Genomic DNA, 26,386 nt, shown 5'->3' with positions numbered 1-26,386 from the left:
GTCCTCAGAAGCCCATGCTCAGGTGTTCGGCAATCGGCCCCAGCGCCAGGGTCGGCAGGAAGGTCAAGCCGCCCACCAGCAGAATGGTCACGGTCAACAAGGTCACGAACAGCGGGCCGTGGGTGGGGAAGCTGTTCTGGCCAATCGGCGCGGTCTTCTTCAAGGCCAGGCTGCCGGCCAACGCCAGCACCGGCAGGATGTAGCCGAACCGGCCGATCAACATGCCCAAGCCCAGCATCAGGTTGTGGAAAGGTGTGTTGGCGCCGAACCCGGCGAATGCCGAACCGTTGTTCGCTCCCGCCGAGGTGTAGGCGTACAACAACTGGCTGAAACCGTGGGCACCCGGGTTGCTCACCGCTGCGGCGGGCCCCGGCAGACTCGCGGCGACGGCACCCAGCACCAGCACACTCACGGGCATCACCAGCAGGGTTGCCACCAACAGTTGCACCTCCCGGGCGCCCAGCTTCTTGCCCAGGTATTCCGGGGTGCGACCGATCATCAAGCCGGCCAGGAACACGGCGATCAGTACGTTCAACAGCATCCCGTAGAGCCCGGCCCCGACGCCGCCGAAGATCACCTCGCCGACCATCATGTTCACCAGCGACACCATGCCACTGAGCGGGTTGAGGCTGTCGTGCATGGCGTTGACCGAGCCGTTGGACGCGGCCGTGGTGGTCACCGACCACAGCACCGTGGCCGTGGTGCCGAAGCGGGCTTCCTTGCCTTCCAGCGGCGCGGTTTGCTCGACGGCCGGATTGTCCAAGGCAGGGTTGGGCTGGTATTCGGCCCACAGCGACGTGGCACCGCCAATCAGGAACAAGGCAAGCATGCAGGCGATGATCGCCCGGCTCTGGCGCAAGTCCTTGACGTAATGGCCGAAGGTGAACACCAGCGCGGCGGGAATCAGGATGATCGAGGCGACTTCGAACAGGTTGCTCCAGGCCGTCGGGTTTTCGAACGGATGCGCCGAGTTGACGCCGAAGAAACCGCCACCGTTGGTACCCAGTTGCTTGATCGCGATCTGGCTGGCGGCCGGCCCCAGCGGGATGACCTGGTCGGCGCCCTGCAGCGTGACCCCGTGCACATAGTGCGCAAAGGTCTGCGGCACGCCCTGCCAGACCAGGAACAATGCCAGCAGCAGGCACAGCGGCAACAGCCCATAGAGGGTGGCGCGGGTCATGTCGACCCAGAAGTTACCCAGCGTCGTGGCGGACTTGCGTCCGATACCGCGACACAGCGCCACCAGCACGGCCAGTCCCGTTGCGGCGCTGACAAAGTTCTGCACGGTCAGGCCGACCATCTGGCTCAGGTAGCTCAACGACGCTTCACCGCTGTAGGACTGCCAGTTGGTGTTGGTGGTGAAACTCACCGCCGTGTTGAAGGCCTGGGTCCATTCCATGCCTGGCACTTGTTCGGTGTTGAGTGGCAAATGTCCCTGTAACAGCAGGATGGCGAACAACAGCAGAAAACCGGCCAGGTTGAACGCGAGCAAGGCCAGGGTATATTTCTGCCAGCTCTGCTCAGCGGTGGAATCGACACCGGCCACGCGATAGCAACCGCGCTCTACCGGACCGAGGATCGGCGAAAGCCAAGTGCGCTGGCCCTCCATCACCCGGTAGTAAAAACGCCCCAGAAACGGTGCCGGAATCAGCACCAGGGCGAAAAAGCCGAGGATCAGCCCGTAGTCATAACCGTGCATAGCCGCTCCTAGTTCCGATCGGCGCGCAACAGCGCAACCAGCAGATAAATGAACAGCGCCCCTGCCAGCAGCAGCGACACCCCGTCCAGAACATTCATGGGATTTCTCCGTGGTACGGCGTCGTGCCGTGTGTGGAGTGATTGTCGGCAGGTAGGCTGTAAAGGAACGAGATCGAGAGATCGGTTGGGGGATAAAGAATCTGTAAAAAAATCGGCTGGATGATTGGCTGGGCGGGCCTCTTCGCGAACAAGCCCGCTCCCACAGGAGGTCGCGGTGTGAGCTCACCGCAAGTCCAGTGTGGGAGCGGGCTTGCTCGCGAAGGCGGCATTACCAGCGCCAACGCCCCCAACTGGCGCACAACAGGGGCACATCAAGCAAGGAACATCCCCGATACGACACGATTTCACCCATTACGACCGCCCCCGCAACCCTGGCACGCCCACTGCACTGCCCTCCCCAGCGCTTTTGCTATGGATCGAAGGGAGCCACCGATGAACACACAACTCAAACCCACCCTGGGCACCCTGCATTTATGGGGTATTGCCGTCGGCCTGGTGATTTCCGGCGAGTATTTCGGCTGGAGCTATGGCTGGGGCGTGGCCGGGACACTGGGCTTTTTGGTGACGTCCTTCATGGTGGCGGCCATGTACACCTGCTTCATTTTCAGCTTCACCGAGCTGACCACCGCCATTCCCCATGCCGGCGGGCCGTTTGCCTACAGCCGTCGCGCCTTCGGCGAGAAAGGCGGGTTGATTGCCGGCCTGGCGACACTGATCGAATTCGTCTTCGCCCCACCAGCCATTGCCCTGGCGATCGGCGCCTACCTGAACGTGCAGTTCCCGGCCCTGGACCCGAAACACGCAGCCGTCGGTGCCTATATCGTGTTCATGGGCCTGAACATCCTCGGGGTCAAGCTGGCCGCGACGTTCGAGCTGATTGTTTGCGTCCTGGCGGTGGCCGAACTGCTGGTGTTCATGGGCGTCGTGGCCCCGGCGTTCAGTTTCAGCAGCTTTGCCCTGAACGGCTGGGCCGGTTCCGATGTGTTCGGCGCACCGGCCATCGCTGGCATGTTTGCAGCAATTCCCTTCGCCATCTGGTTCTTCCTGGCCATCGAAGGCGCGGCCATGGCCGCCGAAGAAGCCAAGGACCCGAAACGCACGATTCCCAAGGCCTACATCAGCGGCATCCTGACCCTGGTGATCCTGGCGATGGGCGTGATGTTCTTTGCCGGTGGCGTCGGCGACTGGCGCACCCTGTCGAACATCAACGATCCCCTGCCCCAAGCCATGAAAACCGTGGTTGGCGAAAGCTCCGGCTGGCTGCACATGCTGGTGTGGATCGGCCTATTCGGCCTGGTGGCGAGTTTCCACGGCATCATCCTTGGCTACTCGCGCCAGTTCTTCGCCCTGGCCCGCGCCGGTTACCTGCCCGCCTCCCTGGCCAAGCTGTCACGCTTCCAGACGCCGCACCGGGCGATCATCGCCGGTGGGCTGATCGGCATCGCGGCGATCTACAGCGACGGCCTGATCAACCTCGGCGGCATGACCCTGACTGCGGCGATGATCACCATGGCCGTGTTCGGTGCCATCGTCATGTACATCATGAGCATGCTCAGCCTGTTCAAATTGCGTAAAACCGAACCCAACCTGGAACGTACTTTCCGCGCACCGGGCTATCCGATCGTGCCGGGCATCGCCCTGGTACTGGCCGTGGTGTGCCTGGTGGCGATGGCCTGGTTCAATGCGCTGATCGGGCTGATCTTCCTTGGCTTCATGGTGGTGGGTTTCGTCTACTTCATCCTCACCGCGCAGTTGCGTGCAGACGCTCCCGCCGATGCGATGCTGACCGGGCTTTGAGGTGAAGCCGACCGAACGGGCGTAGTATTGAACCACTGCGAGCAACCTTCGCTCATAAGTGGTAGGTGCGATGGATCGGCGAAATGTTCGTCCGTCCATCGCCCCCTCAAGGAGAGCCCTATGCCCTGGTATGCCTGGTTGATTCTGATTGTTGCAATCGGCTCGATCGTTGGTGGTCTGATGATGCTGCGCGACACCGCCCACAAGGTCGAGTTGACCGATGAGCAACGAAAGCGCGTTGCCGAGCGCAATGCGGAAATGGATGCGAAGGAGGCCAAGGATCGTTAACCGCTGGATGGCTGGATGGCTGGAGGCTGGAGGCTGGATGGCTGGCACAACACTGTGGAGTACTGCCTGACACAACACTTTTGTGGTGAGGGGATTTATCCCCGTTGGGCTGCGCAGCAGCCCCAAAACCTGTCACGCGGTCTATCTGATCGACTGGGGGGGTTTAAAAGGGGCCGCTACGCGCCCCAGCGGGGATAAATCCCCTCGCCACAGAAGGCCACGTCCTGTCCGCCTACTGCGTTACTTCTCCCAATCCGCCCTGGCAATCTGCAAGCCATGCAACCCTTTGTATGCCGCCCGCTCGGGTTGGCTCCAGCCCTCCAGCAATGAATCCCCCAACCGATAGATCTCCACCCCCAGCGGACGACAGACGCTAAGGGGATCCTGCGCATCCGGCCCCCACATCGCCAGCGACAAGTCACCACCCGGGCAGGTGGACAGGGCGCACAACAGATCGATCTCGGCAAAAAACTCCAGATAATCGCCCTTCTGCGCCGGACAGGCCTTCATGAAGTACATGTCGTCATGATTAAGCCCGGTGCACTGGAAAATATTCAGCACATCGTGCACGTCGAACTCCGTCAGGCCGTGAGGCAACACCGCACGGGTCAGGTTCGAGTGACAGTGATGATGAAAATCCTCCCCCGTCAGCATCTTGTTCACATAGGGATCACAGCGCGTACCCAGCAGATCGTGCAGTCGGCCACCATGCTCATCGATGCCATAACCGGCCAGACTGTCATCGGTGATGGTCACCAATGGCCGCAGGAACGGCAGGTTCGACCACAACCGATCATGGGTACTGACGTGGGCGCCCTGAAGCTGACGCGTGCGCGCCGCCCACAGGCGCTCCCGTGGATCGTGGGCGTTCCAGACGTTGAAGTCTCCTACCTGCGGGCCCACCGGAGTGGTGACTCGGAACACATGCCCGGCCGGTACGTGCCAGGCCTTACCAGTGCGGATCGGCACTTCGAACTGCTCGATCAGGGTGCGCTTGTCCTGCTGGGTGCGGATGCGGTCGTAGAAGGGTTTGTCCACCTGCAGGGCTGAACCTTTGCTGACCTGGTAGGCGGCTGGGTAGTCTTTGTACATGGCGCGGGTCCTTGATTAGGGGGGTGGGGGGCAGCAGTTGCAGAAGTAGTGTAATCACTCCATACGCCCCGGCATCCAACGACAAGTTGATCCTGGATGCTATGCTCCAGACTCTTCAGGAGCCAGCAACTCACGATGCGTCTCGAGGCTATAGTCAAGCCTGCGCCTCCATCGATTGCATCGTGCACTTATAGAACGAGAGATCAACAAAACAGCGTTCACCCCTGCTTTTTGTCTTCCGCAGTAAACCACATAGCCGAATGAAGACATTTGAAAGAACAAACGCCTGCTCGAAGGTCAATCCATGGCTGTCACTAGCACATCCCGCCTGATCTCCCGCCTTTGATCAACGCGCCTGAACATGTCGGCAAGCATCAGGACGGCACGGGTAGCTACCTGGTTTGCGTCGTAGTGCAGGAATGGCCGTCTGCTTGACTGACCGCTAGTAGGACGGCAAACGCGCGAGCGGCGCCAGCCTATTTTCATTTGACTGAGCAATAAACTAAACTTCGATCCTCAACTCAAAAGGACCCAACAACGCATGAAACTATCGTCAAAATCAATCCTACTACGGCTAATTGAAGAATCTGATGCAGAATTTGTTCTAACGCTTCGGCTTGATGAAAACTATAGCAGGCATTTATCGTCAGTAGTCTCTGATATAGAAGTCCAACGGAGTTGGATCAGAAACTACAAATCAGATGAAGCAGCCGGCCTTCAATATTACTTTATTATTGAGAGACTTGACGGCGTGCCATGCGGAACCGTGCGAATTTATGATATTCGTGACAACTCATTTAGTTGGGGAAGCTGGATCTTGAACGAAGACAAGACACGCTACGCCGCAATAGAAAGCTCGTTCCTAATCTACCAATTCGGATTTGAGCATCTCGGCTTTACAAAGTGTCATTTTGACGTACGAAAAGAAAACACCAAGGTTATATCTTTCCACGAAAAAATGGGAGCATATAGGACTGGAGAGACCGACCTTGACATATTGTTTGAAATAACCCCATCATTAGTCGCATTATCCAAGGAAAAACTCGCAAGCAAACTGCTATCCTAATTAATTTAAAGCGGATAATCGATGGACGATACAGTGGGCTACTTTAGCCCCCCTACCCCAGACACATCGCTCGAGAAACCACTAATGTTCTCGTACCATGAGAGCAATATTGTAAGGGTAGCAGCGGTGATCAATCCAGCAACACCAAGCGCCGCCCTTGAAATTTTTGCTAACGGCAAAAGCCATCACGTCGCAAAAGCACTTAAGAGTCGCGACTCAATTATCGAGCTATCTAGAGCCAATATTTATACTCGATCAACGTCTTGGCATTAATTGCAAGGAAACTCATGCAAAGCAAGCACACTGTATATAGACCGGATATCGATGGCCTAAGGGCCATAGCAGTTTTATCGGTCGTAGCATTTCATGCATTCCCATCCTTCTTGAAAGGTGGATTCATTGGTGTTGATGTTTTCTTTGTGATCTCAGGCTACCTGATCTCGAAAATACTTTTCACCGGACTCGACAATGGAAGCTTCAGCGTTTTCGACTTTTACAGCAGGAGGATAAACCGAATCTACCCAGCTTTAATATTAGTCTTGCTGTCGTGTCTTGCCTTTGGCTGGATTGCGTTGCTGGCAGATGAATACGCTCAGCTCGGCAAGCATGCTGCAGGAGGAGCCGGTTTTGTTGCGAATATAGTCCTGTGGTCTGAGAGCGGATACTTCGATAATATATCCGAGACAAAGCCGCTTTTGCATTTATGGTCCTTGGGGGTGGAGGAACAATTTTATATAATTTGGCCCGTCCTCCTATTTACTCTTTGGAAATCAAATTTAAACCGTCTATCTGCTATCTTGGCTATGGCCGCCGCCTCATTCTACATAAATATAAGCATTAGACAGAGCGACCCTTCAACGACTTTCTACTCTCCACAAACACGTTTTTGGGAATTACTCGTCGGTTCGATAATTGCCTATTTATCAGTATACCGAGTAGCCATCCTGTCCGAAATTTACAGTTTAGTGGGAGTCGCCACGTCCAGAATTATCTATCAAAAAATTGACAAGCACAGCGATAACACGATCAAAAATATTCAGTCTTTGGTAGGACTTTCGATGTTGACAGCAGGTTTTTTGATAATAACCAAGGAACGATTGTTCCCGGGATATTGGGCGATTCTCCCAGTCATGGGTACAGCGTTAATTATCGGCGCAGGATCAAAATCGGTCATCAACAAATACATACTATCCAACAGAATAATGGTGTGGGTCGGGCTGATAAGCTTCCCGCTGTATCTATGGCACTGGCCTATCTTATCTTTTGCCAGGATTATTGAGGCAGAGGAGCCGCCAGTAGAAATCAGAATCGCAGCTGTAGCGATTTCAATTGTGCTGGCATGGGCAACCTATAAATTCGTCGAGCGCCCTATTAGGTTTTTCTCAACCAGCGGTAAAAGGACCACGATTTTGTTCGCTACCATGCTGGCGGTTGGTACTTTCGGCTTCTACGTATTTAAGCATGAAGGCGTCCAGTCTCGACAAATTGTGGCGAACCTGAAGCAGAAGTCCGCGGACCTGCAGCGCTACTCGCTTACCAAATGTAAATCTACCGATCCGACGATGGCTGAAATGAGCTGGTGTAACCAGACCAAAGAAGGCGCACCGATAGATTATATCTTATGGGGTGATAGTCATGCGGAACACATCATCCCAGGATTAAAAAAAGAGACACCAAAAAACTGGCTTGTAATCGGGAGACATAGTTGCCCACCGTTGCGCGGGGTAAAAGTCTGGCTTGCAAACATGCCTAAGGATGCCTGCGAAAAGGCAAACTACAAGTCACTGGAAATCATCAAGGAAAGCAACGTCCGGGTGGTTGCATTGGCAGCCTTAGGGCCATTGTACTTCTCAGATCACGGATTCTCCCCGGAACACGCCAGAATAAACGACAAGAACCCGGATTATCGACTTGTCTTAGGAGAGCAGAACGAAGTATCCAAAAAGCTAGAAATCTATAAAGCCGGCCTAGACGCTGCGATCTCTGAAATAACAAAGCAGGGAAAAAAAGTTGTCCTGATCAAAGACGTTCCGGAATTCAGGGCGCATCCAAAAGCGTGCCTAAGCAGGCCATTCAAGACGAACGTTGTGAACTGTGACGTGGATCGCCAGGAATACGACGAGCGGACCAAAGTTTACGATCAAGTTTTAGCGGATGCAAAAGCCAAGAATCCCAATGTCTATGTTTTCGACTCGACGAAGCCATTCTGCGACTCGGTAAAGTGTGCATCAGCCGACAAAGACCATATCTTTTACCGTGACGGCCATCATCTGAGCGAAGCTGGAAGCGGAATCGTGGCGAGAAACTTGGCCGCCTTCATAGAGAGCAGCGTTAAGTGAATGGGCTCGGGGCGCGTGAGCCCCCCACCACCTTAAACGCTTAAGCCAAAAGCAGAAAGTTGCGTTCCTAATACACAATCTTCACGCCGTTGCGAGCCTTGTTGAGAAAGAGACGAAAAGCATGGGGCGAATACCGGCGACCTTAATGCCCAACTCGACTCGCGCAGCAAGGCTCTCAATGGATTTTCGGAAGTCGAGGGGTTGGGGTAGAGAGATTTTTCGACTTTGGCGTCGCATCATCGCGGATGGGCTCCAGAAAAAGATCAGGAGCGCAGAGCAGAGCGTCCGGGATCAGACGGTGGGTTTGACGTGGATTTTTATGAAGCGCTTATTTATTATTTATGCAACAGCGGGACTTTTTCAGAATTCGTCCAAAATTTTCACCAGTTAGGCAGCGAAAGGCCAGTCAATTAGACTGGCCTCCTTCAATCACAAACTCAATTCACTTCCAGCTTGTCACGGTTCCTGTCGAGAATCGCCTTGCCGATTCCCTTGACCTCCAGCAACTCCTCCACCGAAGAGAACGGCCCATTATTCTCCCGATACGCAACAATCGCCTCGGCCTTGCCCTTCCCTATCCCTGACAGCTCGCGCTGCAACGTGGCAGCATCCGCCCCGTTTAAATCCACCTTGGTACTCTGCGTTTTGGCTGACTGCTCCACTGCTTGCGGCGTAGCGACCATCTCAGGCTTGACCGCTGGGGCCGCGACAGCGCCGATCGAGGCGCTGGTGAGGAAGGCAAAAACCAGAGAGTAGAAATAGCCTGTACGCATAAATGACGCTCCATGACATCGTTAAGAGAGAAGCAGCTTTTCCGAAGCTGCCTCTCAAACTTAGGCGATGAGGTGTCGCTGTCAAAAATGTCTACGTTACAGGGTATGTAACAATCAGGGTTCGAGACGGCGTTGCTGGTAGATCCAGTCGACAATCTCGCCGTCGGGAGCGTAACCGCTGACAGTGTCCCGAAGCAGCTGGCGGACCCTGGTGTAGTCATCGTGCTCGATGGCGGCCAGCAATTCAGCCAACTTGATCTTGAGCGTGTCCCAAGACAGATGGTCCTCATTGGCGCTCATGATCATCGGGTGCTGGGTGGCGACGACGTTATCGCCAATCAGCAATTCTTCGTAAAGTTTCTCGCCTGGACGCAGGCCGGTGAACTCGATTGAAATGTCGCCGTGGGGGTTCTTTTCCGAACGGACGCTCAAGCCAGACAAGTGAATCATCTTCTCCGCCAGCTCGACGATCTTTACCGGTTCGCCCATGTCCAGCACGAACACGTCTCCGCCCAACCCCATGGACCCCGCCTGTATGACCAACTGAGCGGCCTCGGGAATGGTCATGAAGTAACGCGTGATTTTTGGGTGCGTGACGGTCAACGGCCCGCCGGACTTGATCTGTTTGTGGAACAGAGGAATAACCGAACCGGATGACCCCAACACATTGCCGAACCGAACCATGGTGAAACGGGTTTTATTGACCCTTGAAACGTTGGCCTTGTCACCGAATAACACAGGGGCCAGTTCGCGGCTAAGGGCCTGCAAGGTCAGTTCTGCAAGCCGCTTGGTGCTGCCCATTACATTGGTTGGGCGCACCGCTTTATCGGTAGAGATCAGCACGAAGTTCGATACGCCTGCCTGCAACGCAGCCTGTGCCGTATTCAACGTCCCGATCACATTGTTCAGGACGCCTTCGGCAATGTTGTGTTCGACCATCGGGACATGCTTGTAGGCGGCGGCGTGATAGACCGTATCGACATTCCAGGTCTTCATCACGTCCAGCAGTTTGTCCTGATCTCGTACCGATCCAAGGATAGGCAGCAACCGAACCGACAGCGACTCCCGAACCACTCGAGGCTCAAGCTCAGACAGAATGCTATAGAGATTGAATTCGCTATGCTCATACAGCAGCAAAGTAGTCGGCTTCAGTGCCAGGATTTGCCGACAAAGCTCGGAGCCGATCGAGCCACCGGCTCCAGTGACCAGGACCGACTGGCCAGTGATGCAATGCTCTAGCAAATCGGGCTGTGCGGGGACCGGATCGCGCCCGAGAAGGTCCGCGATGTCCACCTCCTGGATATCATCGACCTTGACCCGGCCGCTGGCCAGATCCATGAACCCAGGGACGCTACGGACATGCAGGGGGAAGCCTTCAAGCAGCGTCAAAATCTCCCGACGGCGCCCACGTGACGAGGAAGGCACCGCCAGTAGAATTTCCTGCGCGCCGGTTGTGTCGATCATTTTCTGGATATGCTTGGGCGCGTAGACCTGTAGCCCAGCGATCACGCGGTCAGCGATGCTGTTGTCATCATCGATGAACGCGACCGGTCGCATCACCCGCCCCATGCGCAACGCAGCCACCAGCTGGTTACCTGCGGCCCCGGCACCATAAATAGCAACCTTGGGCAGACCGTCGTCACGGTTGGTGAAGGGCACATGCTGGGCTGCGGTAAACCAGTCCCCCAGGAAGTACTGCCGCATCATCAGGCGCAAGCCGCCAATCATGATCAGGCTCAGCCACCAATAGTTGAAGATGATGGACCGTGGCACCACGGTTTTATGGTTGCTGTACCAATACACCACCAGGGCCAGCAGCAAGGCAGAAAGGCTGACAGCCTTGCAAATTGTGATCAGCGCGTCGTTACCGAAATAGCGCATGACCGCGCGATACATGCCAAAGCGGATGAAGATCGGAATAGCGATCAACGGAGCCGATGCGAACAGCCAAAGGTGCGTTTCAATTGGGCTGGCCAATGCTTCGACGCCCAGTCGAACGACGAACGCCAGCCATAGGGCGACCCAGACAAGTACAACGTCCGTTGCCAGCTGGATTGCGCGCTTGTGGCGTCTCGGCAATCCCAGCAAGGCTGTTCTAAATTTGCTCATAACCCCTTCATGCACCTTCGCTAGCTCCTTAAAAACAGTATCCATTTCCGACTGTAAGTCACCTTGGTGTTCGGTCCTCGGCGGAACCGCACGAAAGAGCATCAGACTCGTCTTCTATTGATGAAGAGACCTCTGTGGCCCACCATCATGGAGCTCGACAGCTATCATCAATACATAACGATACGCCAGAACCAAAACCGATGCACCTTCCCTTCTATCATGCGCAGGTAGCGCAGTCTTGACCTATGCAATTCCAGACCATGAGGAGTAGCAAGGTTGTATATTCCGCCGATGGAGAAACATAAGAAATGACCTAACATTGCAGCTAGATTTTAATTGCATGCTTTAGTCATGAGCTAGCCTACAATTAAACCCCACCATCAATCACAACTGACAAATTAGTAAAATTGCAAAACTATCGTGCAAAACGGTAGAGTATTTTCTTAATTGACATAGGAGAACAGCGAACCACCGTTCGGACTATGTAATTAAACAAATACTCCCGAAAACTAATAAAACCGATATTCCGCTGAAACTTAAGAATCGCGAGCTCATGCTTAAGATACTCATGACCACGTCGGGCCATCATACTATTTCCCGCACGCATTTTTAGTAACACCTCGTCCATATTCTGCATGCGATAGTTCTTCGTTAGCATTAACGACCAAAGTGCATAATCTTGTGCTTTTCGAAAAGGAGGATAACCGCCGACATCAAGAACAGCCTGCTTCTTAAACATAACCGTCGGATGACTAATTGGACTACGCATTCTTGCAAATCGGAGGAGCTCCGTATGAGCAAGAGGTAGCCGACGAATACCGAGGGAGTGTTGCATAGAACTGTCAAACTCTTCGACCATCGCTCCGAGCACATCAATATCAGGATGTCTCAACATAAATTTAACTTGCTTTTCAAATCGCTCGGGAACACACACATCGTCTGTATCCATACGAGCAACTATTTCATGGCGACAATACCGCAACCCTTCATTAAGGGCGCATGCCAGTCCAATATTTCTTTCTAACTTAACGCTAATCAACGGTAGTACACTGCGAAACCTTTCAATGCTTTTGCTCAAATTTTTTGGGAGCGGACCATCTTCAACAAGCACAACTTCGGAAGCTTGCAAGCTCTGTCTCAGCAAACTCTCAAAACACGCTTCCAAATAATTCGACTGCTCTGAGGCATGAATAGACATCAACACTGAAAAGTCAGTTACCGACTGTATTCTATTCTTTTCACCCGACATCACTCAACTCCAGCTAGGTATTGACACCTATGTACGTTCGTCTAACGCCATCGGCCTGATTCGTATCTATAAGGTGCCCAACCAAAAGCGCAGCCGTGGCTAAACCTATGTTATTCTACCACTTGTCAAGCTTTGCTATCAGGGCGGCCCTGACATTTGACCGAGGCCAAAAAATCATACTAAACCGCGATCAATTTTTCCGACCTTACGTAGAATACCATCCTTAATCCCTTTAAACACAAACCCCAGTCGCCTCTTTTTCTGATCAAAGATAAGTAAAAACACAAATATTTTTAACGCCATGATCAATGAGTATTTTATTTTCCAACGTGTAGGAACATATTTTTTATCGAAAAAATATAAAAAATTTCTATATTGATAATAATGTCGAATAGGCGCCGGCACGCCAATTTTAAAACCCAAAATGTTTTTGTGCCCATCACCCAGCATATGAGCTATCTCAAGGGATGTATCGATAAAAACATTCAGTCCCGCAGCACGACTACGCCAGCACCATTCCCAGTCTACGAAATCAATAAATAAATCTTCATTTTTTTTTCCCACGCGCTCAAAGGCATAAAGTGGCATGAGAAAACCGGAGCTAAGGGTATATTCAACAGTAGTACAGCCCAAGGCTCTATTCCGTCCGTGGTATACATCGTTCGTATCTTTTTTTAATGCAACCGGTCCAATCCCACCCACAATTTTGCGCCCCTCATCCAGCTGATCAAACCGCTGCAATAGAGAACTCACATAGTTTGCCGGAAGCCCAGTATCCTGGTCCATTTCTATAAAAAAAGTACATCCTAAACCTTTTGCAACCTCAACCCCCAAATTCTGTGCTTTGGCAATACCCAAATTTTCAGACAATTGATTAAGATACAAATTAAAAAAATTCTCAGATAGTGCCTGCACCTGTTGCTGAGCCAATGTAGAGTCGGAATTATCCGTGAGAACCACCACATCGACTTGATCGCTATAGGAATGAAGGTTGGTTGCCAGTTCACTCACATCTGGGTTATAAACAGTCAAGATTACAGCGATCTTTCGACTCATGACAAATCTTCCAGCTAAATAAAATATGGCTCAGTTACGTTTGCATACCCTAGCAAACTTAAAAGCACCGTCCGTGCGCCATCAAGATCGCACCAATACACCATTAATCTTCGAGTGCACCTGCCTGAAACTTAATCGCAAGTCCAACTAATGGTAAATAGGCTATAAAGGTTGCCAATACCCCGTCAATACCACCGACTCCAACCCAGATTGCCATGGGTAGTAACCAAAGTAAATTGATGGCTCCTACCGACAATGTCACACTCAAATGAGAGCCGAAGTGACGTGAAGCAAACTGATAAGCATGACTACGATGTGCCTCGTACACCTTATCTCCTCGCAGCAGTCGTCGCAGCAATGTGAAGGTGGCATCAACAACAAATACGCCGAGTAAAATTATCCAGCTCCACATAAATTGCGGAGCAATCCATGCTGCCTGTAAAGAGAAAATGCTAAGGATAATTCCCAGGAAACCACTACCCGCATCTCCCATGAAAATACGAGCAGGTGGAAAGTTCCAAAACAAAAAGCCTAATACTGCACAAACCAGTAACAAAGGGACATATGTAGTCGAGGGCTCACCAACCACCACATAAAGTAAGCACCCACCAAGACAGACACAAACGGCCTCAACACTAGCGAGACCGTCGATACCATCCATAAAGTTGTACAAGTTTAACATCCATACCATATAGAGCACAGCCAATAGGTGTCCAAACCACCCCATGTTTAACTGAATACCGAAGAACGTCACAGAAGGTAGGCCACCTAGCCAGAATAGCGCCCAAACAGCGGCTGCAAAATGGCCAAGCAAACGCCAACGTGCTGCAATATGGCCATGATCATCTAGAAAACCTAATGCAGCGATGGCGGCCCCTGATCCTAGTAACGCCCAGATTAAGGACCAGGACTCAAGTCCCAAAATTCCAAAAATAGGGGTGACCACAAGAAAGCTCAACACAATTGCCATCCCCCCCCCACGTGGAGTTGGTAACGAATGGGAGCTTCGGGCATTGGGGATGTCGATAACACTATTAGTTAGTGCATAATGACGCAACATACCGGTGAGCACTAATGAAAAGCAAATAACAATCGGAAAAAGCCACCAAAATAGCATTAGCAAAATCCCTATTAAAACAAAGCAGAAAATTTCAATTACCGTACTTACGCAGTTCAGCGAATTTACGTCCCGTTTGGATCAGCGCATTCTCAGCACACAGTTTTGGCTTCCATCCAAGTTGGTTGCGCGCCTTGCTGGAGTCTATGAGTAACGAGTCACATAATTGCGTATACATTGCTTGCTTACCAATCAAAAAGGCACCCAAGCGCATGAGTTCGGTGGGCACGGGTATTAAGCGGGCATTCTGCCGCAAACCTGTACATAAATGCCGGACTATATCCGGAGTGGAGACGTCAGTTCCATCTGAGATCAAATAAAGTTCGTCAGCGGCGGAGGGATGATCTATGCACAAGGCGATAAAATCAACCAAATTTTCCAAAGCAATCATGCTACGCCGGTTATTAATACTTGCAAACGGCAACGGAATACCTGATGCAGCAAGCTTTAGAAGACGCTGGAAATTCCCTGGGGCGTGAGCCGCATACACCATTGGTGGCCGAATGATAACGAGCTCCACCGCTGTAGGTGCCAGCAATTTGCGAAGCTCATCTTCGGCTTCGAGCTTAGACAAAGCATAAGCCGCTTGTGGTGATGGTACAGACGCCTCATCAAAAGGCCGCCCATCAGATGATGTACCATTGACGCCTATTGAGCTCATGAATATAAATCGTTTCACACCTGCCTTTACGGCTATACGTGCAAGCGCAACGGTCAAATCCCGGTTAACATCCCGAAATGCTGCAAGAGGGTCGGAGTCGACTTCATTTAGTATATGGGCACGGCCGGCTAGATGAACAATACAATCAATACCATGAAAGTATTGAATCGAAGAGATCAATGTTTTGAGATCCGCGTGAATCACCGAACCTGGAAAATTTTCCATGACAGCCGTGCGTGTGACAGCCGTAACAGAGAAATCGCGCTCAGTTAACGTACTGACCAACCCACGCCCAATAAAGCCACCGCTGCCGGTTATCAATACCGAAGTCACCCTTCCCCCTCACAGCTCTGCACAAATTTTAAACAGATATGCTTCAAGCTATGCCAGCCTCATCCTTTCCGAGGAATAAGCATCCCTATCAGCTTGACCAAAAAAAACAGAAAAACAATGTCCAGCATATACGCGAAGCCTATTGGCGGTTCTAACAGTATGGGCAATGTTCTCAACCAGAGGGTTGCAACCAACGAGCAGTAAAAAATATTCGACGGTGCATTTCGTCCCAGTGAATTTATTGTCGCCAACAAAAATGCAGTAATGATTACCCAAACAAAAGCGAATTCAACGCCGAAATACTTATAAGCAAAGAGGTCAAAATGACTGGTTGGCCCACCTGCAACTTCTTGCCCCGGATTGTAGTACAGCAAAATCTGGCGCCCCACATTAAAATTATTAACTGGATACCCGAGCATTTCACTGAGACGGGTAACCCCAATAATTGGCGAAGCGAAACGGACCAACACGCTGTCAGTGTACAATTTATCAACTACATCATTGGGCAACCCCAAAAAATATTTGTCGGCGTTGCCAAGAACTCGGAAAACCAGGCGTTCAACCAGCACCGGGCTACCAGCCATGTACATGGCATCAGCCTCTGTATCAACATTATTACTACGCAGATTAAATGTTAACACCAAGAGCGCAAAAAAAAGTGCCCCCAGCGAAACAATTGAAAAGTACACAACTTTAAACTTAGGCTTTGAGAAGTAAACACTAACCGCAACAAAACAAGCATACAACGCTTCAAGAAAAGCAAATTTCGAGCCATTCACAATCGAACCAACGAAAATCAAAACTGCCAAAAAAAACAATAATAAAAAATTCTTTACAGTCACTCCATTCTGTCTCCACCCTCGTACTAGCAAAATTGCCAGGTAGGCAAAAACAAAAAGTCGAAATGCATCGGCAATACGAACGTACAATCCAAAACCTCTATTCTGCTCAAACCTATTAGCTTCAGCAAAAAGCCCAGCACCAACGAAAATCAGAATAACTAATAGAAGACACAAATACAAAAAAAGTATCAAGTAAAACTCGTAGCTTCCCGTCCCCTTAGGTACAGTCAATACTACAAGAAAGCGTCTAACACCCCTCGATGAAAAGCGACTAAACAGAGCGAAAGATGCAATAAACAAAAGAGCACAAGAAAAAACAAACCAAAATAGAAAATTTGATATATATCCAAGCAAGTACAATCCGATGACCACACCATAAGCACTACCAAAAGTGAAAGTCCAATAAAAATGAATAGGATCTAAATAACCTGCCAGCGCCTTCAAGCGAACGGTGAAGTAGAGCACAAAACAAGTTAGGGAAATCGAAGGTATGAATACATTCAGATTAGCAAAAAACAAATCAAAAAAATCAGAGGCCGTCATTTTTTAGCAACTTCCGAAAAGCGAGATTCGCCATAATAAATGGCACTTTCAATAGCGCCTTTGGAGGTAACAAAGAAAAAATTTTTAGTACCCCTTTAAGATCCCCATACCGCACCCCCAACAAAATATAGTACCCCCCTTTCCTAGCGAGCACAAAGTCTGTCAAGTGCGCGGGCGCCAGGGCTTCAATAGCTTGTAAATACATATAAAATTGTTTCGCAACATTTTTATACGTATTATTTCCATGATGCCTATACTTCACGACGACAATATCCGGAAGATAAAGAAAATCTCTGCCCACCGTAGGAAACATATTAAATAGCTTTACAAAAGTAGGGTAATCATCCCAAATTAATTTGGGGTCCCAACCACCAATCGACCTTAACGCAGCAGTTCTAAAAAGCGTCGACTGCAACAGCACCGGCGAAGGAAAGTTCGTAAATACTTCCACATCCCTACTTTCGACGGCTAAGTTGAAGAACCTATTATGCCGTTCCGCATAAACACTACTCAGAGAGCCACTTTCCTCAAATAAATTTAACGCGCCACCAACGCAGAACTGTGCTTGCGGCTCCGCAATCAAAGCGTCAATACAACGCAATATCCCTAGTGGTTCAGGAATATCATCAGACGCCACGAGATACAAATATTCAGTGCTAGCTCGACCAAGCCCGATATTAAGCGATGAAACCAATCCCGAGTTACTTTTCTCAATTAGCTCGACGTCCAATTCCGGATATAACTCAAGAACAGCCCTCGCCTTTTCGACGGTTTTGTCTGTAGACCCATCGTCTATTACAATAATTTTCAGACCGGGGATTTTTACCTGACAAACAGAAGAAAGACACTGACCTATATAATTTTCATGATTATAGGAAGGAACCAAAATTGTCAACATATTGTCACCCGCGCATTATTGGAGCAGCTGACACAGCCGCCAACTTTTTAAATATTAAAAAATAAATTACCGCCCAATAGATGAGATAGTTAATTGCATAAGCCAATACCACCCCCTGAATACCCAGCCACTGGGTAAAAACTAGAGACAGGCCATAAAACATTGCAGAAAAAACTACTTCGGTCACCATGAAAGGCTTAAACATGGCTTTACTCAACATCAAATAGGATACAATCCAACTACCTATACGTAAGGTATCACCTACTAACTGCCAAGCAAAAAGGTCACGCATTGGATAAAATTCGACACTGAACAAAATATGTACAACACGGTCTCGAAGTAGATATACCAAAATCGCACCTATTACGACAATAGGCATGATAATTTTGTACCCTTGAAATATCTCTTCTTTTATATCCTTAACTAACTTTAACTCCGCCAAGCGCGGTAAATAATAAACTCCCAACGTGGTCGTTACCAACATAAGGTATGCGCTACTCAACCTCCACATCGCCTCCCAATAACCAGCTGACTCCCATCCCAGAGTTTCACCCAGATGATTACGGATAAATATATGGCTAAGCGGAACACATGCTGCCGAAGTAAGCGCCATCGCCGTATACTTTGCCAGGTCCTTAGCAACGCTTTTATCTATTCCTCCAAGTAAATATTTAAATTTAAACCATGGCGCTTTTAGCAAAAGAGCACATGTCACAAAGAAGCTCAGCGATTGATAGATTGCAAGTGCGACAAGCGCACCATAGAGCCCCATAGTGACAGACATGACACTCGTTACAATGAGAGCAAACAGGCTTCCCGCTATATTAGCCAACACATAACGACCTACCTCTTTTTTCCCATTTAGGATCGCCAGTATCAAAGTATTAAAAACAAAAAAAATCAATGTTGCAGCAAACCAGAGAAACACCCCCCCATACTGCTCATCCTTTAGAAACCACTTTGCCATCGACTGATTAAACAGTGCAATCAAAACAGCCGTTAGCACCGAACCAATAAATGCGATGCTACCAGCTGTACGCCAAACTTTGTGTTGTCTATCAGGGTCATCATGATATTCGGCTGTGTACTTAACAACGCCGGTATTGATCGCACCACTTGCAAAAGTAGTGATCATTTGGACGGCATTTTGAAACTGCCCCAAAGCAGCGTAGCCTATCGGGCCAACATAAATCGCAAGAATTTTGTTGATGCCTAACAAGGTCAACATCTTGATAATTACAGCAATACCATTGAGTAAACTGGTTTTTATCAGGGTCATACTGACGAGCTACTCAGGAAGCTATTACATGCAGAAACAACCTGTTCAGCCTGTTCGTGACTAATTGTTGGACCAATTGGCAAACTTAGTACTTCCTTGTGTAGACGTTCTGTCAAAGGAAAACATAGATGATTCAGGTCGCAATAGGCTTGTTGCTGATGCGGTGGAATCGGATAGTGAATCAAAGTTTGCACCCCCTTACTCGCAAGATGATCTTGCAATGCATCACGCATCTCGGAACGAACCACGAACAAATGCCAAACATGAGCATCCAGCGCCAATGCGGAAACATTAGTAGACAATGGCAGAGATATGAGTGGATTGTTGATGCCCTTCATGTAGATATTAGCGATCTCTTTACGATGAGCAGTACTCGCATCCAAATACTTGAGTTTAACTCTTAACATTGCAGCTTGAATTTCGTCAAGACGACTATTGACTCCTCGATACAGGTTCTTATATTTCTCATGTGACCCGTAGTTGCCTAGCGCCCTAAGAATTTGCGCCAATTCATCGTCGTTAGTTGTAATGGCTCCTGCATCGCCGAGCGCCCCCAAGTTTTTACCTGGATAGAAACTGAAACCGGATGCGTGCCCCCAATTACCCGCCTTGCGTTTATCAATATTCGCTCCATGAGCTTGCGCCGAGTCCTCCAAAATCAAAAGATCGTGACGCTCGGCGATCTTGAGGAGTTTTGGCATATCAGAAAGCTGCCCGTATAGATGCACAGGCATTAAGACACGGGTTTTGTCCGTAATAGCGGACTCGACATTATCGGGGCACAAATTGAAAGAGCACAGATCGGGCTCAACCAATACAGGAACAAGTCGATTTTCCGTAATGGCCAATACAGTGGCAATATAGGTATTAGCAGGAACGATGACTTCATCCCCGTCCTTCAACTTACCCATTTCCTTCCAGGCGCGAAGTGTTAAAATCAATGCATCAAGGCCGTTAGCCACTCCGATACAATGCTTAGTTCCACAATAATCAGAAAAATCTTTTTCAAACAGCGCTAACTCGTTCCCACCAATGTACCAACCGGAATCGATTACTCGCGCACAGGCTTCAATTAGCTCATTTCTGAAAGGGATGTTCACTTCTTGTAAGCTGAGGAAATTAATCATGGACTTCTCTATAAAACTTGATTACGGTTGAAATCAGAAGCTCAACGAACTCGTAGCTAAATGAACAGCCCGGAACGAGACGAATCAGTGTCATCAGCGGTCTACGCCATAAAAATAATGAGAGCAAATATTGGCATCCTCACCATTCTTTACATCTTTCAAAACAACGCAAAATTGCCAATTTTTTGCCTCAGCATGTAAACCGCTAGAGGGAACATCAGCTATAGAATGAATAAATAAATTACCCGGCAGCTGTCCACCTTCAGTGTCCTTCATTTTAAACTCCAACATGCCATAGCCCCCCCTAATCGAGCATACCTTGGACAGTCTCCAACCAAAAGCTCCAAGACATCTAAAATCTCAAGCCCACCGGACTTAGACTATCAGTCAACGAGTTTCAGAAACTCTTGGTAGTCTCGAATGTAGTCATATTCATCATAGTGTTCGCTTGCAAGGACCAATAGAACACAATCACTGCTAAAATCATGCATTTCTCGCCAGACCATACTCTCTATCAGCAAACCCTTGGTTGGATTGTCCATCCAAGCTTCTTCGCGGGTATGGCCATCATCCAAGACCATTCTAAACTTACCTGCGACACAAATGGCAATTTGCTTCAGATTTTGGTGTGCATGAAAGCCTCTGCTGACGCCTTCAGCAGTGCGATAAATATAGTACACACGCTTGACATCAAACGGAATGGCTTTTTCCAAACCGATCTCTAGGGCCACAAGATCGCCACGCTCATCACCTAGGCTTTGAAAATCAATCCACTTAATCAGGCTCAATTGTCCTCCCACAAACTCTGAAATCGGCATCGCCCAGTATTCAGAATTTTTAATATCCATAGTATTTTTTATACCAGCCTACAAAATGATCTATACCATCTTCAATAGAAGTAGAAGGTCTGAACCCTGTGTCCGCTATCAAATCATCGACATTTGCAAACGTTACAGGCACGTCGCCAGGCTGCATCGGCAAAGAGTTTTCGACAGCTTTTTTACCACATGACTTTTCGAGCGCATCGATAAATCGCCTTAGCGTCACGGGATTATTATTACCAATATTGTATAGCTTGTAAGGCGCTCGAACATTTGTTCCCGCAACCTGCTGCGGCCCAGGCACAATATCCAACACTTTCATCACACCGCTTACAATATCATCAATATAGGTAAAATCACGCTTCATCTCGCCGTGATTATAAACATCTATTGGACTGCCCGCTAAAATAGCCTTAGTAAACTTATAATAAGCCATATCGGGACGTCCGAACGGTCCGTAAACAGTAAAAAAACGCAATCCAGTAGTAGGAAGACCAAAGAGATGGCTATACGTGTGCGCCATCAGTTCATTTGACTTTTTAGTTGCTGCATATAAACTGATTGGATAGTCCACACGATCAGACGTACTGAATGGCTGCGTCGAATTCATCCCATAGACAGAACTTGAAGAGGCATAGACAAGGTGTTTTACGTTGCTTCGACGGCATCCTTCCAGAACATTGAGAAAACCGACGACGTTAGCATCAACATACGCATGGGGATTTTCAATTGAATAGCGAACACCAGCTTGTGCAGCAAGGTTCACTACCACATCAAACTTAGTTGACTCGAACAGCGCAGACATTGCAACTCTGTCGGACAGATCTAACACTTTAAATATATAGGACCTTGTCAATTCATTTGATGCGGTAAAATCAGCAAGACATTTAAGACGCGCCTGCTTCAGCGTCGGATCGTAATAATCATTCAAATTATCAATTGCAATTACTGAATGTCCGTTTTCCAGCAGCGCTTTGGTAAGATGAAAACCGATAAAACCTGCCCCCCCCGTCACTAATATTTTCATTGCGGACGACCAATAGAGTAGTAAATGAAACCTTTTTTAGCCATATTTGCAGGACTAAAGATATTTCGACCATCAAAAATGACGGGGTGTTTCAATGACGCTCTGATTATCGCAAAATCCGGAACTCGAAAATTCTGCCACTCAGTCACTATTATCAAGGCAACCGCACCTTGCATGGCTACCTCCTTGTTTGGACACAAGGTGAGATCACTCCGCTCACCATAGATTCGGCGTGTTTCCTCCATAGCCTCAGGATCAAATGCCTGGACCTTGGCGCCAGCTCGCCATAATGCCTCTAATAAAACACGACTTGGCGCTTCGCGCATGTCATCAGTGTTAGGCTTGAAGCTCAACCCCCACACAGCAAAAATTTTGCCGCTCAGATCGCCCTCAAAATGCTGTTCTATTTTCTTGAACAATACAGTCTTCTGTTCTTCATTACGCGCTTCTACAGCCTTAAGGACCTTGCTTTCAACGCCGATATCATCTGCAGTGCGAATCAGAGCCTGAACGTCTTTCGGAAAGCAGGAGCCGCCGTACCCACAGCCGGGATAAATAAAGTGATAGCCAATACGGGGGTCAGAACCTATACCTTGACGCACCATTTCGATATCAGCCCCTAATTTTTCAGCGAGATTCGCTATCTCATTCATGAAGCTAATTTTCGTCGCCAGCATGCAGTTCGCTGCGTATTTAGTGAGTTCTGCGCTTCGCACATCCATGACGATGATTTTTTCATGATTGCGGTTAAAGGGAGCAAAAAGCTCACGCAGCACTTCTTCGGTTTCGGAGCTACCAGTCCCAATGATAATGCGATCAGGACGCATACAGTCGGCAACCGCAGAACCCTCCTTTAGAAACTCAGGATTAGATGCCACATCGAAGCATAGGTCTTGACGACCGCGAGCCAAGAGCACTTGATTGATACGGGCTGTTACCAAATCAGCCGTACCAACGGGTACGGTGGACTTGTCGACGACGATTTGAGGGCTCTCCATATACTGGCCAATTGACTCTGCAACAGCTAACACATATTTTAGATCTGCAGAACCGTCCTCATCAGGTGGTGTACCAACAGCAATAAACTGGACCTCACCGTGCCGAATTGCTTCAGCAGCATCTATAGTAAAGTTAAGTCGGCCAGCAGAATGGTTTTCCTTAACCAACAGTTCCAGGCCCGGCTCGTAAATAGGAATATAACCTTGCTTCAGACGCTCAACTTTGCAGGCATCGATATCAACGCACATAACGTCGTGACCGACCTCTGCTAGCACGGCGCCTTGCACCAAGCCAACATAACCGATACCAAAAACAGTAATTTTCATTAAACTTCCTTTTTAACGCCAGTCTTGAATGGCCAAAGATTAGAATGCCATTACTCGAGCGCCATCGGCACCAAACGCTCAGCTAATTCTATTGCTTGGCTAGTAGCTGCTGAAGCCATTCGCACGAACCAGTGGGCGCCTTCTCAAATACCATCATTATGACGAAATCACCTCAAGCTACCAAGAACCAGAAAACGACATTACCGCCCATTTCGTCAAAAAATCGAGCATACGCCAAACATTTCGCGAGTCTTGCGCCCTCTCCGGGCCTCCTTTGCATTCGTCGAGCACTTGAGAGGCAGCGAAACTCAATTCTCGCGGGGGTACTCTACGCTTGCCCTACCCCGATCCCACTCTCGCGAAGGAAAGCCGAACCACTCGTCACTTTACTACATCCAAATAAAATCATGATGCTGTCGAAAACAGAAAACCCGTCAGCGCTGAATCCCTCAGCACTGACAGGTTTAAATGGTTGGTTCAGAATTAAATCTCTAGCTTTATGAAGCTATCAGCCGCTACTGGAGGATATCATTTTGGCCACCTTACTGCGCAGCAAGATGAATCGAATGAGAGCAATAAATCCACCTAACACCAAGCCTCCGACAACACCCAATATCAAAATTATTACTTTTCGAGGTTTAATTGGACTCTCCGGCACGTCAACTTCACCATCCTGTCGATAAACTGAAATACGATCAGGATCTATATTTAACTTACGATAGAAGTTATAACGCATCTGCAACGTCCGCAAATCCGATATAAATGCGTCATCGGAGGCCCTCGCCTCCAGAGTACTGACTTCAGCAGCCAACGCCTTGCTGCCCCTCTGATAATCCATCTTATTACCGGTATCAACAGTAATATCCACAGCTGCAGAAGAGTTTATGGTTGGCGTAGTAAGGCCAATCGCCTCGGCAATTTTCAGTGCTTCACGCAGTTGTTGAATCCGATCCTCGCGTATCCGTTGCGCGGTTTCGCGTAAGCTAATAATGCGCTGCTCAAGGTTACGAGCTCTTACGGAAGCCTCGGTCGTTACGTTCTTGATCAGCTCCGATTCGGCCGCCTCGCTGGCGCGCGCCACATAGGTCTTTACCCACTCAGTGGCCTTTATTGGATCGCCGCTTTGGACAGTCACGGAGAACCGGTCCGGCGTATCCTTACCTGGCCCCTTGATTACCAGCTCCCGTGAGAATTGTTCATACAAACGGTCGAGAGCCCCCTTTCGCCGGGATTCATCAAGTGACGGGAGATAAATTTCATTGAAGAAGTTTTGGCGAAGAGATTCGCCTTGCAGATTACGAGCAAACACATCGTATACATGCTTAATGGAATAAGTTTCGAGTTCGGTACTTTTCCCACGACCGTAGTTCAACTCAGCAATACCGTTCTGAGTGGGTGGCATGATAAAAAGTTTTGCTTCATAGACAGGTTTGCTGAGAAACGCGTAAGCGGCAGCACTAGCAGTGACTAAAAGGGTGACGACTAAGATCAGCCATTTTTGAGCCCAAAGCCCCTGAACAAGCTCAACCAGATCAATCTCGTCTGCGTCATGCGTATCAATACGATCATTTTGCATAAGAAGCCTCGCTTTGCATCAGGCTCGTAGACACATCGAACGCATTCAATGGCAAGGCGGGCAAGGCCGTGTCGGATATAGCGGCAAACTGAGCTAGATTAAATACGAACAAAACGCACCCAAAGTCAGAAAAATTGCAGATAGTGATCCTTACCAAGACTTCCGGGCCACACATCCATTTATTTAAAGCGCCTACGCGCTCCTAAAAACCACGCGAGTAACGGCCCGACTATCATACCAGCGAGAAGCGCCAGGATCACGAAAACCGAGACAGGAAGCTGCGGAGCTGACCAGCCCAGAAACAGCAGTGCCACTGGCTGGTTGTTTTCAAGCACGAACAGGACGATAGCTGAGGCCACGAGCAGCGCAAGTACGACAAGGGTCAAGCGTTTAAAGTTCCGCATGTGAACTCCTCTGTTTTGGGGCTCCGTCAGAGCTCATCCCCCTCCTCCTCATTCACACGATCCCTAAGCTCTTTGCCTGGTTTGAAATGAGGAACGAACTTTCCATCAAGGCTGACGGACTGGCCCGTTTTGGGGTTGCGCCCAACCCGCGGAGCGCGGTAGTGCAGGGAGAAGCTGCCGAAACCGCGGATCTCGATGCGATCCCCCGTAGCCAGGCACTGGGACATTTGTTCAAGCATGGTCTTGATGGCTAGCTCCACATCCTTGGATGAGAGTAGCCCTTGATGGGTGACAATTCGTTCGATCAACTCCGACTTCGTCATATTTTTCCCTTCTTTTTCAAGCAGCTAGGAAAATCGCTTGAAAAGGTTTTAGCATGACCGGAGGGATTTGAACAGCCCAAGTATTGACATTCTTCTTGACTCCCCTACCGCCTCTTTGTGCGCAAGCAGGGAGATGCTATCGACAGATGACCAGCATCGTACGAGTCAGATAGCCAGCCGGATTGAAACCAAAGGGGTACTGATCTTCATCCTTCGCGTCGTCAGATCGGGTAACCACCTTGTAGCCAGCCCCCTTACACTCTCTTGCGGCTCTCTTGTGGCACTTCTCCCAACCGGAACCCAACCCCGAGCAGTCGACCTCGATACCACTGACACCACGCACTGCGTGGGTCTTGGCGCTTGTAGAACAAGCGGCCAGCACCAAGATACTCAACACCAGAAAGAGCTTGTTCATTCAGTTCCTTTAGACAGAGGTCCGGATCGATCATTTATACAAGTCGGAGCCACGCCCTGAATAGATTATTGATCCGCTTCATAAAAGAGACAGCTGGGTTGATGGGTTGGTTTCGCAGCGTCCCGAATGAACTCTGCCATCGGCAGCAGCTTGCAGAGAATCTTGACA

At 49.5% G+C, this 26,386-nt stretch carries 25 protein-coding genes; 4 read left to right on the top strand and 21 right to left on the bottom strand.

Going from position 1 to position 26,386, the window contains the following annotated elements:
- Positions 1-4: 4 nt before the first annotated feature.
- Positions 5-1,699: a potassium-transporting ATPase subunit KdpA gene (gene kdpA / locus BT116_RS04665; RefSeq protein ID WP_072340526.1), complete on the bottom strand. Its 1,695-nt coding sequence runs from the start codon at positions 1,697-1,699 to the stop codon at positions 5-7.
- Between the two features lie 8 nt (positions 1,700-1,707).
- A complete protein-coding gene (gene kdpF / locus BT116_RS04660; protein ID WP_063322338.1) occupies positions 1,708-1,797 on the bottom strand; it encodes a K(+)-transporting ATPase subunit F in 90 nt (29 codons plus the stop codon).
- 393 nt (positions 1,798-2,190) lie between these two features.
- Here kdpF and eat point away from each other — a divergent pair, with 393 nt between their 5' ends.
- Positions 2,191-3,555: an ethanolamine permease gene (eat, locus tag BT116_RS04655; protein ID WP_063322339.1), complete on the top strand. Its 1,365-nt coding sequence runs from the start codon at positions 2,191-2,193 to the stop codon at positions 3,553-3,555.
- Positions 3,556-3,675: 120 nt separating this feature from the next.
- Positions 3,676-3,843 carry a DUF2897 family protein gene (locus tag BT116_RS04650; RefSeq protein WP_014337248.1) on the top strand — a complete coding sequence of 56 codons (168 nt, stop codon included), beginning with the start codon at positions 3,676-3,678 and terminating at the stop codon, positions 3,841-3,843.
- A 240-nt stretch (positions 3,844-4,083) separates the two neighbouring features.
- On the opposite strand, the gene BT116_RS04645 is transcribed toward BT116_RS04650, so the two are convergent.
- Positions 4,084-4,935: an urea carboxylase-associated family protein gene (locus BT116_RS04645; RefSeq protein WP_072340522.1), complete on the bottom strand. Its 852-nt coding sequence runs from the start codon at positions 4,933-4,935 to the stop codon at positions 4,084-4,086.
- Positions 4,936-5,476: 541 nt separating this feature from the next.
- Between BT116_RS04645 and BT116_RS04640 the strand changes: the two genes are divergently transcribed.
- Both BT116_RS04640 and BT116_RS04635 read left to right on the top strand, forming a co-directional pair.
- Positions 5,477-6,001, top strand: a complete 525-nt coding sequence (locus tag BT116_RS04640) for a GNAT family N-acetyltransferase (protein WP_072340518.1) — start codon at positions 5,477-5,479, stop codon at positions 5,999-6,001.
- A gap of 287 nt (positions 6,002-6,288) precedes the next feature.
- Positions 6,289-8,340, top strand: coding sequence for an acyltransferase family protein (locus BT116_RS04635; protein WP_072340515.1), 2,052 nt, complete (start codon positions 6,289-6,291; stop codon positions 8,338-8,340).
- A gap of 437 nt (positions 8,341-8,777) precedes the next feature.
- Here BT116_RS04635 and BT116_RS04625 read toward each other — a convergent pair whose 3' ends face one another.
- From BT116_RS04625 to BT116_RS04545, 18 genes are all read right to left on the bottom strand, one after another.
- Positions 8,778-9,113 (bottom strand): ComEA family DNA-binding protein, encoded by a 336-nt coding sequence (locus BT116_RS04625; protein ID WP_072340509.1) that lies wholly within the window; start codon positions 9,111-9,113, stop codon positions 8,778-8,780.
- A gap of 114 nt (positions 9,114-9,227) precedes the next feature.
- Entirely contained in the window at positions 9,228-11,222 is a 1,995-nt protein-coding gene (locus tag BT116_RS04620) for a polysaccharide biosynthesis protein (RefSeq protein WP_072340506.1), read from the bottom strand.
- 415 nt (positions 11,223-11,637) lie between these two features.
- Entirely contained in the window at positions 11,638-12,471 is an 834-nt protein-coding gene (locus BT116_RS04615; protein ID WP_072340503.1) for a glycosyltransferase, read from the bottom strand.
- A 174-nt stretch (positions 12,472-12,645) separates the two neighbouring features.
- On the bottom strand, positions 12,646-13,527 hold the full coding sequence (locus tag BT116_RS04610) for a glycosyltransferase family 2 protein (protein ID WP_072340500.1): 882 nt from the start codon (positions 13,525-13,527) through the stop codon (positions 12,646-12,648).
- A 103-nt stretch (positions 13,528-13,630) separates the two neighbouring features.
- Positions 13,631-14,644: an MraY family glycosyltransferase gene (locus BT116_RS04605; RefSeq protein ID WP_072340497.1), complete on the bottom strand. Its 1,014-nt coding sequence runs from the start codon at positions 14,642-14,644 to the stop codon at positions 13,631-13,633.
- Between the two features lie 34 nt (positions 14,645-14,678).
- Positions 14,679-15,638, bottom strand: a complete 960-nt coding sequence (locus BT116_RS04600) for an NAD-dependent epimerase/dehydratase family protein (RefSeq protein WP_072340494.1) — start codon at positions 15,636-15,638, stop codon at positions 14,679-14,681.
- A 59-nt stretch (positions 15,639-15,697) separates the two neighbouring features.
- Positions 15,698-17,023: a hypothetical protein gene (locus BT116_RS04595; protein ID WP_072340491.1), complete on the bottom strand. Its 1,326-nt coding sequence runs from the start codon at positions 17,021-17,023 to the stop codon at positions 15,698-15,700.
- Positions 17,010-17,921 (bottom strand): glycosyltransferase family A protein, encoded by a 912-nt coding sequence (locus BT116_RS04590; protein ID WP_072340487.1) that lies wholly within the window; start codon positions 17,919-17,921, stop codon positions 17,010-17,012. The genes BT116_RS04595 and BT116_RS04590 overlap by 14 nt, the downstream gene beginning before the upstream one ends.
- A gap of 4 nt (positions 17,922-17,925) precedes the next feature.
- Positions 17,926-19,200, bottom strand: a complete 1,275-nt coding sequence (locus tag BT116_RS04585; RefSeq protein WP_072340484.1) for an O-antigen translocase — start codon at positions 19,198-19,200, stop codon at positions 17,926-17,928.
- Entirely contained in the window at positions 19,197-20,327 is a 1,131-nt protein-coding gene (locus tag BT116_RS04580; RefSeq protein WP_072340481.1) for a DegT/DnrJ/EryC1/StrS family aminotransferase, read from the bottom strand. Before BT116_RS04580 ends, BT116_RS04585 begins: the two co-directional genes overlap by 4 nt.
- Before the next feature lie 93 nt (positions 20,328-20,420).
- The gene (locus tag BT116_RS30305) at positions 20,421-20,603 is read right to left on the bottom strand and encodes a hypothetical protein (RefSeq protein ID WP_139209395.1); all 183 of its coding nucleotides are present in this window, start codon (positions 20,601-20,603) and stop codon (positions 20,421-20,423) included.
- A 107-nt stretch (positions 20,604-20,710) separates the two neighbouring features.
- Positions 20,711-21,175, bottom strand: coding sequence for a sugar 3,4-ketoisomerase (locus BT116_RS04575; RefSeq protein ID WP_256572527.1), 465 nt, complete (start codon positions 21,173-21,175; stop codon positions 20,711-20,713).
- On the bottom strand, positions 21,165-22,175 hold the full coding sequence (locus tag BT116_RS04570) for an NAD-dependent epimerase (protein WP_072340478.1): 1,011 nt from the start codon (positions 22,173-22,175) through the stop codon (positions 21,165-21,167). Before BT116_RS04570 ends, BT116_RS04575 begins: the two co-directional genes overlap by 11 nt.
- Positions 22,172-23,500 (bottom strand): UDP-glucose dehydrogenase family protein, encoded by a 1,329-nt coding sequence (locus BT116_RS04565; RefSeq protein WP_072340475.1) that lies wholly within the window; start codon positions 23,498-23,500, stop codon positions 22,172-22,174. The genes BT116_RS04570 and BT116_RS04565 overlap by 4 nt, the downstream gene beginning before the upstream one ends.
- A gap of 508 nt (positions 23,501-24,008) precedes the next feature.
- Positions 24,009-25,076 carry an LPS O-antigen chain length determinant protein WzzB gene (locus BT116_RS04560; RefSeq protein WP_072340472.1) on the bottom strand — a complete coding sequence of 356 codons (1,068 nt, stop codon included), beginning with the start codon at positions 25,074-25,076 and terminating at the stop codon, positions 24,009-24,011.
- A gap of 179 nt (positions 25,077-25,255) precedes the next feature.
- A complete protein-coding gene (locus tag BT116_RS04555; protein ID WP_072340469.1) occupies positions 25,256-25,480 on the bottom strand; it encodes a lipopolysaccharide assembly protein LapA domain-containing protein in 225 nt (74 codons plus the stop codon).
- A gap of 26 nt (positions 25,481-25,506) precedes the next feature.
- Entirely contained in the window at positions 25,507-25,803 is a 297-nt protein-coding gene (ihfB, locus tag BT116_RS04550; protein WP_003199243.1) for an integration host factor subunit beta, read from the bottom strand.
- Positions 25,804-25,939: 136 nt separating this feature from the next.
- Positions 25,940-26,218, bottom strand: coding sequence for a hypothetical protein (locus tag BT116_RS04545; RefSeq protein ID WP_072340466.1), 279 nt, complete (start codon positions 26,216-26,218; stop codon positions 25,940-25,942).
- Between the last annotated feature and the right edge of the window lie 168 nt (positions 26,219-26,386).

Source organism: Pseudomonas sp. NFACC16-2 (assembly GCF_900119205.1).
Classification (GTDB): Bacteria; Pseudomonadota; Gammaproteobacteria; order Pseudomonadales; family Pseudomonadaceae; genus Aquipseudomonas; species Aquipseudomonas fluorescens_Q.
Note: the sequence above shows the minus strand (reverse complement) of the source record. Positions and strands in the feature narration are given on the sequence as shown.

Excerpts from the sequence above, each read along its gene's own strand:
- BT116_RS04570 (WP_072340478.1), bottom strand. The coding sequence starts at position 22,175 with ATGAAAATATTAGTGACGGGGGGGGCAGGTTTTATCGGTTTTCATCTT.
- BT116_RS04650 (WP_014337248.1), top strand. The coding sequence starts at position 3,676 with ATGCCCTGGTATGCCTGGTTGATTCTGATTGTTGCAATCGGCTCGATC.
- BT116_RS04605 (WP_072340497.1), bottom strand. The coding sequence starts at position 14,644 with ATGCTATTTTGGTGGCTTTTTCCGATTGTTATTTGCTTTTCATTAGTG.
- BT116_RS04555 (WP_072340469.1), bottom strand. The coding sequence starts at position 25,480 with ATGCGGAACTTTAAACGCTTGACCCTTGTCGTACTTGCGCTGCTCGTG.
- BT116_RS04565 (WP_072340475.1), bottom strand. The coding sequence starts at position 23,500 with ATGAAAATTACTGTTTTTGGTATCGGTTATGTTGGCTTGGTGCAAGGC.
- ihfB (WP_003199243.1), bottom strand. The coding sequence starts at position 25,803 with ATGACGAAGTCGGAGTTGATCGAACGAATTGTCACCCATCAAGGGCTA.
- BT116_RS04580 (WP_072340481.1), bottom strand. The coding sequence starts at position 20,327 with ATGATTAATTTCCTCAGCTTACAAGAAGTGAACATCCCTTTCAGAAAT.
- BT116_RS04610 (WP_072340500.1), bottom strand. The coding sequence starts at position 13,527 with ATGAGTCGAAAGATCGCTGTAATCTTGACTGTTTATAACCCAGATGTG.
- BT116_RS04595 (WP_072340491.1), bottom strand. The coding sequence starts at position 17,023 with ATGACGGCCTCTGATTTTTTTGATTTGTTTTTTGCTAATCTGAATGTA.
- BT116_RS04575 (WP_256572527.1), bottom strand. The coding sequence starts at position 21,175 with ATGGATATTAAAAATTCTGAATACTGGGCGATGCCGATTTCAGAGTTT.
- BT116_RS04545 (WP_072340466.1), bottom strand. The coding sequence starts at position 26,218 with ATGAACAAGCTCTTTCTGGTGTTGAGTATCTTGGTGCTGGCCGCTTGT.
- eat (WP_063322339.1), top strand. The coding sequence starts at position 2,191 with ATGAACACACAACTCAAACCCACCCTGGGCACCCTGCATTTATGGGGT.
- BT116_RS04645 (WP_072340522.1), bottom strand. The coding sequence starts at position 4,935 with ATGTACAAAGACTACCCAGCCGCCTACCAGGTCAGCAAAGGTTCAGCC.
- kdpA (WP_072340526.1), bottom strand. The coding sequence starts at position 1,699 with ATGCACGGTTATGACTACGGGCTGATCCTCGGCTTTTTCGCCCTGGTG.
- BT116_RS04590 (WP_072340487.1), bottom strand. The coding sequence starts at position 17,921 with ATGTTGACAATTTTGGTTCCTTCCTATAATCATGAAAATTATATAGGT.
- BT116_RS30305 (WP_139209395.1), bottom strand. The coding sequence starts at position 20,603 with ATGAAGGACACTGAAGGTGGACAGCTGCCGGGTAATTTATTTATTCAT.
- BT116_RS04560 (WP_072340472.1), bottom strand. The coding sequence starts at position 25,076 with ATGCAAAATGATCGTATTGATACGCATGACGCAGACGAGATTGATCTG.
- kdpF (WP_063322338.1), bottom strand. The coding sequence starts at position 1,797 with ATGAATGTTCTGGACGGGGTGTCGCTGCTGCTGGCAGGGGCGCTGTTC.
- BT116_RS04625 (WP_072340509.1), bottom strand. The coding sequence starts at position 9,113 with ATGCGTACAGGCTATTTCTACTCTCTGGTTTTTGCCTTCCTCACCAGC.
- BT116_RS04585 (WP_072340484.1), bottom strand. The coding sequence starts at position 19,200 with ATGACCCTGATAAAAACCAGTTTACTCAATGGTATTGCTGTAATTATC.
- BT116_RS04635 (WP_072340515.1), top strand. The coding sequence starts at position 6,289 with ATGCAAAGCAAGCACACTGTATATAGACCGGATATCGATGGCCTAAGG.
- BT116_RS04640 (WP_072340518.1), top strand. The coding sequence starts at position 5,477 with ATGAAACTATCGTCAAAATCAATCCTACTACGGCTAATTGAAGAATCT.
- BT116_RS04615 (WP_072340503.1), bottom strand. The coding sequence starts at position 12,471 with ATGTCGGGTGAAAAGAATAGAATACAGTCGGTAACTGACTTTTCAGTG.
- BT116_RS04620 (WP_072340506.1), bottom strand. The coding sequence starts at position 11,222 with ATGAGCAAATTTAGAACAGCCTTGCTGGGATTGCCGAGACGCCACAAG.